Source organism: Streptomyces sp. URMC 126, from assembly GCF_051386555.1.
Lineage (GTDB): Bacteria > Actinomycetota > Actinomycetes > Streptomycetales > Streptomycetaceae > Streptomyces.
Map to the genome: position 1 here is coordinate 1 of NZ_JBPQTX010000321.1, position 7,846 is coordinate 7,846.

Genomic DNA, 7,846 nt, shown 5'->3' on the forward strand with positions numbered 1-7,846 from the left:
CGCCTCCGCCCCGCGTGCCCGCCCCGGCCGCCGCTGCCGCTACCTGCGCGGGCACTCCTTCCACGCCAGGTGGTAGATGGTGTTGATGCTGCCGTCCGTGGAGTCCATGGTCATGAAGCTGTTGGTCTTGGTGGTGTCGGACGTGCCGCCGTTGACGCGGAGTTCGGTGTTGATGTTGAAGTTGCGCCGCTCACCGCAGGGCGCCCAGACCAGCGCGCCCACCGGGACCGAGTCGGTGGCCTGCCAGTTGTCGCCGTACGGGCCTCTGAAGCTGTGGGAGCTGGGCGTCGTCTGGGAGGAGCCCTGGAAGTAGTACGAGGCCTTCTCCGTGCCGCTCGCCCCGGGCTCCAGCTTGGCGTAACCGCGGTAGTCGGCGCTGGCGATGGCGTAGGTGAAGCCCTGCGGTACGTGCACGATCAGGTTGAGCTGGCAGTTCTTGCGGAAGTCGGTCGGCTTGGAGCCCACGCCGACCTGGGCCAGGTAGTCGCTGTAGGTGACGGTGAAGGCGGTGTTGTCGGGCGACACCGCGATGGCGGCGGTACCGGCCGGACAGCCCGAGCCGTTGACCGTCGCGATCTCGATGACGATCTTGTCCGGCGGCGGGTTGGTGATGACCGAGGGCTGCTGGGTGGCGAACGCGGAGGCGAACAGCGCCGTGATCGCTCCGGCGGTGACCAGACCTGCGGGCATGGTGCTCCAATCGGTTGCCTTCGGGCGGCGTGGGCGGCCCGAGGGGACGGCGGGAACCATTCCGCGGCACCGTGACCCCGGTCTCCCGTGGAGCGGACCGTTCCGGGACGACCGGCCGGCAGGCGCCGACGCCCCTTGAGCGGAAGGGGCGCGCCGATGGCGGGCCGACGGGGGAACCGGCGGCGGGACACAGTGGCGGAACGACGTGCCGGACCGGAAGAGGGGCAGGTCACGAGCGTCGACACGGCATGCCCATGACAATCTTCACGGCCCGCTGGGACGGGGAGCGTTCGAATGATAGGGAGCCCCACGGGGGTTGGCTAGGTCTCCCGCCGGGACCCGTCCGGCCCCCGAGGCCCTGCGGCGGCGGCGCGCCTCGTGGCCGGAGCCGGCGCATTTCGGCGTCCGCGCCCACCGAGCCGCCGAGGCGGAGCGGCTGCGCGCCGCCACGGCGGCGTACACCGGTGGCGACGGTTCGCCGAGCGCCCTGCTCGCCGCGGGCCGGGCCGGCCGGGAGCCGTCCTCGTCGGAGGCGGCCCGGCCGCGTCTGCCGGAGGAGTACGGGGAGCCGGTGCCCGCCGCGGTGGAGGCGGTGGCCGCCGAGGTCCCGGACACCCGGCCGCCGCGCGCGCTGTCGCCGGCGGCCTGAGCGGGGCCGCGCGGACGGGCCGCCGCCCGGCGCCGCGCGGGCCCCTGGCAGAGTGTCCCCGTCCCGTCCCACCGATCACGCTCGTCGCTACCGCACCACCCTCACCGCACCACCTCGGCAGACCGAAGTCCCCGCACCGAAGGACGACATGATGACGCTCCGCTGCACCGTGCTCGACGACTACCAGGGCGTGTCCCTGTCCACGGCCGACTGGTCCGTCCTCGGCGACGCCGTCGACGTACGGGCCCTGCGCGAGCACATCGCGGACCGCGACCGGCTCGTCGAGGAGCTGGCCGACAGCGAGATCGTCGTCGTCATGCGGGAACGCACCCCGTTCCCCGCCGAGTTGTTCGCCCGGCTGCCGAAACTGCGGCTGCTGATCACCTCGGGCATGCGCAACGCGTCCGTCGACCTCGACGCGGCGGCCCGGCACGGCGTCACCGTGTGCGGGACGGACAGCAACCCCGAGCCGCCGGTCGAGCTGGCCTGGGCGCTGCTTCTGGGGCTGGCCCGGGGCCTGGTGCGGGAGAACACGGCGCTGCGCGAGGCCGGCCCCTGGCAGAGCACCGTCGGCGCGGACCTGCACGGCCGGCGGCTGGGGCTGCTGGGGCTGGGCAAGACCGGCAGCCGGATGGCGCGGATCGGGCGCGCGTTCGGCATGGAGGTGGTGGCCTGGAGCCCCCACCTCACCGACGAGCGGGCCGCCGCCGCGGACGCCGTCCGCGTGTCGAAGGAAGAGCTCTTGTCCGGCAGCGACTTCGTCTCCGTCCACCTGGTGCTGGGCGAGCGGACCCGCGGGCTGGTCGGCGAGGCGGAGCTGCGGCTGATGCGGCCGACGGCCTACCTCGTCAACACCTCGCGGGCGGCCATCGTCGACCAGGACGCGCTGGCCCGCGCCCTGCGGGACGGCCGGATCGCCGGGGCCGGCGTCGACGTCTTCGACGAGGAGCCGCTGCCCGCGGACCACCCTTTCCGCACGCTTCCCCGGCTGCTGGCGACCCCGCACCTGGGGTATGTCACGCGGCGCAACTACGACGGGTACTTCACCCAGGCCGTGGAGGACGTCGCGGCGTTCCTGGCGGGCGAGCCGGTCCGGCGGCTGGCCTGACGGCTTGGCCGCCCCTGCGGGGGCGGAGCCCCGGGCCCCGAAACCGCGCTGCGCGCGGTTGTCCTCAAACTCCCCCAGAGGGGGCACCCCCAACGGGCTGAAGGGCGCGCCCAGGCCGAATCCAGCCTGTCCGGCGTTTGAGGACGAGCGGCGAAGCCGCGATAAGCGGGGTCCGGGGCGCAGCCCCGGAAACGGCGAAGGGGCGGGTCCGGGGCCCGAACCGCTCAGGCCTCGGCCGCCAGGGTCAAGGCCGCGCCCTCGTCGTCCGGCTCGGTGTCGAAGACGACGCGGCCGGCCAGCCGGGTGGCGATCTCGTCGCGTTCGGCGGGGGTGGCGGCGCCGGTGACGAAGACCCCGGAGCGGGTGAAGGAGTCCTTCTCCGGCGGGATGACGTCGCCGGGCCGCACCTGGAGGTCGGCGGCGAGGACGGCGGGGTGCGCGGCGAGCGCGTCCCAGCCGCGGACGGCGCGGAGCCGGCCGGGCGGGGCGAAGAGGAAGTCGACGCGGGCGGCCCGGCCCGGCTCGGGCAGCGGCGGGGGCGTCCGGCCGAGCAGGTCGTCGACGAGGGTGCCGTAGAGCTCCAGGCCCGGCCGGGTGTGCTCGACGAGGGCGTGGATGAAGTCGCCGCCGCCGCGGCAGTGGAACTCGCCGAGGACGATGCCGTCGGCCGTCACCCAGAGCTCGATGTGGAAGACGCCGCGGGTGATGCCCACCGCCTTGAGCCCCCGGGCGACCGTCTCGCGGGCGAGCCGGTCCGTGGCCTCGTCGAGGCCGGCGGGCTGCTGCTGGCTGGTGGAGATGAAGCCGTCGGTGACGGCCTTCCGGGTCAGGGCGAGCACCCGCGGCTCGCCGCCGAGCACGATGCCCTCGGCCGAGTACTCGTCGCCGGCGACGAAGGTCTCCACGAGGAAGTACGGGGAGGCGGGCAGCGGGCTCATGGCCGTCGAGGGCTGCCGGAACTTCCGTACGGCGTCGGGCAGTTGTCCGGGCTCGTGGATGAGGGAGACGCCGATGCTGGCGAGGCCGTCGCGCGGTTTGACGACCCACGGTCCGGGGGCGGTCTCGCTCAGGAAGCGCTCGGCGTCGGCCACGTTGTCGCAGACGGCGGTGTGGGGCTGAGGGAAGCCGGCCTCGCGGAGCCGCTGCCGGCAGAGGTCCTTGGTGCGGACGCGGCGTACGGCGTCGGGGTCGTTGCCCGCCAGGCCGAGCTCCCGGGCGATGACGGCGGTCGGCAGCACGGAGAGTTCGCGGACGGTGAGCACCGCGTCGACGGGCGGCCGGGTGGCGGCCCAGGCCCGGCAGGCTTCGGGGTGGTGCACGTCCAGGGCCACCACCTCGTCCACGTACGCGAGGTCCCGGGCGGTCGCGGAGCGGAGGTTCTCCGGGGTGTCGGCGCCCACCAGCGTGACGCCGCGCCGCCGGGCCTGTTCGCTCAGCCGCCGGATCTGGTCCTGGCCCCAGGCGGGCATTCCGGTGTTTCCCATGACGAGGAGCGTCACATCTGCCATACGACCGGCTCACTTCCTCTGGCCACTGATCGGACTTCGACGTCTCCTGCCCCGGCACTGACGATCGTTGGGACCGATCGGACCCGGGCAATTGATCGGATTGCAGGGATTCCCGACGAAGCGTAGCGGTTCGCCGGGGTCCGGGAACGGTGGCCGGACGGGTGTCGTACCCGGCCGGACGCCGTGCGGGCGCCGGGCCGGCGCACCGGAAGAAGGCCCGGAGGAATTTCGGCCACCATTGGGGAAAGGCTCTTGATGAACTGGCCGCCGAGCGTCGCAGCCGCCCATGCCAAAAGCATATTCAACATGCAATCATCCTTCGTCGGGCCATGTGCGCGGCTTTTCGAAGCCACATCGGGAAGGGATTCCGCAAGAGCCTGGCAAAGGGTTTTTCCGTCCACCGCGCGGCGCTGGTGGCACACCGTCCCAGCCGCCTCATGGCGGGGAACGCCTTCCGGCCAGATCCGGTCGATTGACAGCCCGAACGGCGCTCCCTAGCGTCGTCGGCATCCTGCTTTCCGGGGCGCGCGCTCTCTCGCCGCCGCCTCTCGCCGGCCGTCCACTGGCGCATTCCGGGGAACAACCGGAGTGGCCGGGACGGCCGACTGCCGTGCCTCTCCTCCCGCAACGCCGTCCGCACTGTGGATTCCCGCTCTGGAGGCGCCCGTATGGCATCGGACCCCCTGCTCTCCCACCCTGATTTCACCGGCGCGGACGTGTCCGTGCTGGCGGAAATCGAAAAGGATCTGGCCGACCGACTGGACATGCTGGGCGATGACGGCGATCTCGTCGTGGTGGCCGGCCTGGTGGCCGCGCGCATCGTGGACGCGACCGTCCTGGAGAAAATAGTCGACGACCGGTCCGGCGCCGGGCGGCCTCTCGATCTCGCCGCCCACGGAATTCCGGCCGAGGAATTCTCGCGTTTCCAGCGGCTCTGGTACCACTTCAAGGTGCCGTATGCACGCGCGTCACTGGTCTGGTGGCGTCTGTTCTGCCTCGCTCTCGGGCGCGGCGCCGCCGCGGACGAGGCGCTGGAGCGGATGGGCGACTGGCTGGCCGCGCTGCACGGTCCCCTGCCCGACGTCCTCGCGCGGGCCGGGACCGGCCCCGGGCTGCCCGGGGAGGCGGTGGTCGTCACGGCGGACGAGACGGCCGGGCTCCCGGCCCTGGCCGCGGCCGTCCGGCTGGACGCGCCGCTGGTGGCGGTGGACGACGTCCGCGCGGCCGTGGCGGCCGGGCGGGCGCTCGGCCGCCCGGTGGTCACCGCCGCCCCGGAGACCGCTCCGAAATCCGGCCCGGCGGCGGCGGGCGGGCACGCCGCCCTGTGGCTGGGCCCGCCGCCGGCCCTGGACGGCCTGCCCGACCGGGCCCGCCGGGCCTGGGCCGCCCTTCCCGCCGAGGAGCGCGACGCGCTGCTGGCCGGCTTCGAGCGCCGGATCGTGTCCGTCGAGCGGGTCCGGCTGCTGGCGGGCGAGACGGTCCTCGACAACCGGGGCGTCGCCGCGGAGGTCGCCGCGTGCCGTACCCTGCCGCCGGCGGAGTGGAGCGGCACCCGGCTGGTGCTGGCGACGCTGCTGTGGTGCTGGCAGGAGGCCGGGTTCGTGCTCCAGGAGCTCAACCAGTCCCTGCTGTCCTTCCCCGCGCTCGCCCTGTTCCTGCTGCGCAAGGCCCGCGGTTACGCCCGGCTGCTGGGCGAGGCCGAGCCGCCGGACGCGACCGCCCCCGACGTCCTGGCGGCGGCCCGCCGGCTGGGCGGGCTGCGCACCCGGGTCGAGGAGCGGTACGAGCGGTGCCTGCACTTCGACGGCAGCAACTGGGAGCGCCGGGAGTTCCTGCTGCCGCTGTCGGTGTACCGGCGGAGCGCGCGCGTCCCCGACGGGCTGCCGGAGCGGCTGTACGCCGAGACGGGCGCCGAGTTCACCGGCCGTACGGGCTCCGCCGAGGAGTGGGACGCCTTCCTGGAACGCGTGCTGGAGGCGGGGAGTTCGCCGACCCGGGCGCTGCAGGCGGTGGCGCACTGGGCGGCGGACGCCGAGGACCTGCCGGTGGACCTGGCGGTGTTCACGGTGCCGGTGGGCCGGAAGCTGCTGGAGCCGTGGACGATGGAGTTCACGGACCTGTTCTGCTACACGGGGTTCCGCGCCGGATTCCGGCCGGAGGAGTTCGGCATCGCCAACGGCCGGGTGCTGATGTACAACGTCATCGCCCAGCGGATGCGGTACAACGCCGTGAAGAAGGCGCAGAACTACGCGCCGGTCATGCGGTTCGCCCCGCAGGGCTTCAACCTGCCGGACATCGCCGTCGCGGAGGACGCGTTCCACGGCGGCCACGCCGCGGCGGGCATCCGGCTGGCCTGCCGGCTCCCCCTCACCGTGCGCTACCGCGACCGCGACTGGAACGGGCTGGCGGACGTCCGGCTGAACCGGTCGGCGTACAGCCGGGAGAACCGGTTCCGGCCGCGGGACATGGTGCTCGGGCACCGCTACACCCAGTGGGCGAAGGGGCTGGCCGACGCGACGTACCGGCGGGGCCTGAGCTTCGACGACAAGTGGACGGACAAGGTCAAGGACCTCGACCTGTGAAGACGGAGCCGGTGATGGGCGAGGCGATCACCCGGGCCGCGACGGCCACGGCGGTCACGGGGACGACGGGCGAGACGGCGGCGACGGGAGCAACGGACGCGGCGGACGGAGCCGGAGCGACTGTCGAGGCGGTCGTGGAGACGCTGCCCGGCGGCAAGTGGTGCGCGGTGCGGCTGGCCGACCGGGTGGTGCGCGTCCCGGCACGCTGCCCGCACCGCGGCGCGCCGCTCGCGGCCGGGCTGGTGACCGGCACGTTCCTGGAGTGCCCCTGGCACGGGGCGACCTTCGACCTGCGCACCGGTCACCGGGTGCGCGGTCCCCAGTGCGCCGACCTGGCCGTCCGGCGGTACGAGCCGGACGCGCCCGAACGGCCGGCGGCGGGCGGCACGGCGGCGGGGGGCACGGCGGAACCGGAGGAGGGAAGCACATGACGTACGTGATCACCGAGCCGTGTATCGACGTCAAGGACGGCGCCTGCGTGGACGTCTGTCCCGTCGACTGCATCGAGGGCGCGGAGGCGGAGGCGCCGCAGTTCTACATCGATCCCGCCCGCTGCGTCGACTGCGACCTCTGCGCCACCGTCTGCCCCGTGGACGCGATCTTCCGCGAGGAGGAACTGCCCGACGAGTGGGCGCACTTCACGGCCGTCAACGCCGACTACTTCACCGAGCGGGCGGAGGCGTGATGACGGCGCGTTCCGCGGCCGACGAGCTGTCCATCATCCGGTGGGCCAACGCGAAGATCGGCGACACGGCCACCTCGCTGCACATCCCGCACGGCGAGCGGCCGGTGCACATGCACGGCGCGGACGCCACCGGGCTCGGGCTGGTGAGCAACGGCGCGATCGGGGCCGACGTCATCCGGCTGCCCGCGGGCGCGGGCTTCCCGCCGCACACCCACCCCGGCCACCACGTCCTCGTCGTACTCGGCGGCCTCGGCACCATCACCTACAACGGCCGGGTGCACCCGACCGAGGCGGGCCAGATCTACCTGGTCGAGGGGGCCGTGTCGCACGCGGTCGGGGCGATCTCGGACCACGTCCTGCTGGCGATCGGCGCCCCGCACATGCCGGTGGAGTCGGAGCGGCGGATGGAGGTGGTGGTGTACGAGGAGGTGCTGAGCGAGATCGGCAACCTGCACTGTCTCATCTGCGACCTGAAGTCCCATCTGCCGGCGTACCTGCACGACGTGGGGTGCTCGCACTGCCCCTGCCACGACTGCGCGGTCCCGGACGCGTCCCGGCGCTGACCCGCCGGCCGCACCCGGCGCCGGGCCGCCTTCGGGCACCCGGCGCCACCCCGCCCGGCCC

Annotated in this window: 8 protein-coding genes; 6 read left to right on the top strand and 2 right to left on the bottom strand. The window is 73.8% G+C overall.

The window, feature by feature from the left end; genetic code table 11:
* Positions 1–39 precede the first annotated feature (39 nt).
* Positions 40–690, bottom strand: coding sequence for a DUF4360 domain-containing protein (locus ACSNOK_RS27780; protein WP_436783536.1), 651 nt, complete (start codon positions 688–690; stop codon positions 40–42).
* Positions 691–1,006: 316 nt separating this feature from the next.
* Here ACSNOK_RS27780 and ACSNOK_RS27785 point away from each other — a divergent pair, with 316 nt between their 5' ends.
* The gene (locus ACSNOK_RS27785) at positions 1,007–1,339 is read left to right on the top strand and encodes a hypothetical protein (RefSeq protein WP_436783537.1); all 333 of its coding nucleotides are present in this window, start codon (positions 1,007–1,009) and stop codon (positions 1,337–1,339) included.
* Between the two features lie 151 nt (positions 1,340–1,490).
* Entirely contained in the window at positions 1,491–2,447 is a 957-nt protein-coding gene (locus ACSNOK_RS27790; RefSeq protein WP_436783543.1) for a D-2-hydroxyacid dehydrogenase family protein, read from the top strand.
* Between the two features lie 224 nt (positions 2,448–2,671).
* On the opposite strand, the gene ACSNOK_RS27795 is transcribed toward ACSNOK_RS27790, so the two are convergent.
* The gene (locus ACSNOK_RS27795; RefSeq protein WP_436783538.1) at positions 2,672–3,931 is read right to left on the bottom strand and encodes an ATP-grasp domain-containing protein; all 1,260 of its coding nucleotides are present in this window, start codon (positions 3,929–3,931) and stop codon (positions 2,672–2,674) included.
* Between the two features lie 692 nt (positions 3,932–4,623).
* Here ACSNOK_RS27795 and ACSNOK_RS27800 point away from each other — a divergent pair.
* From ACSNOK_RS27800 to ACSNOK_RS27815, 4 genes are read left to right on the top strand one after another with little or no spacing between them, the layout of a single operon-like run.
* Positions 4,624–6,537, top strand: coding sequence for a hypothetical protein (locus ACSNOK_RS27800; RefSeq protein WP_436783539.1), 1,914 nt, complete (start codon positions 4,624–4,626; stop codon positions 6,535–6,537).
* Positions 6,534–6,968 carry a Rieske (2Fe-2S) protein gene (locus ACSNOK_RS27805; RefSeq protein WP_436783540.1) on the top strand — a complete coding sequence of 145 codons (435 nt, stop codon included), beginning with the start codon at positions 6,534–6,536 and terminating at the stop codon, positions 6,966–6,968. Before ACSNOK_RS27800 ends, ACSNOK_RS27805 begins: the two co-directional genes overlap by 4 nt.
* A complete protein-coding gene (locus ACSNOK_RS27810) occupies positions 6,965–7,222 on the top strand; it encodes a 4Fe-4S dicluster domain-containing protein (RefSeq protein ID WP_436783541.1) in 258 nt (85 codons plus the stop codon). Before ACSNOK_RS27805 ends, ACSNOK_RS27810 begins: the two co-directional genes overlap by 4 nt.
* Entirely contained in the window at positions 7,222–7,785 is a 564-nt protein-coding gene (locus ACSNOK_RS27815; protein ID WP_436783542.1) for a cupin domain-containing protein, read from the top strand. Before ACSNOK_RS27810 ends, ACSNOK_RS27815 begins: the two co-directional genes overlap by 1 nt.
* The last annotated feature ends 61 nt before the right edge of the window (positions 7,786–7,846 follow it).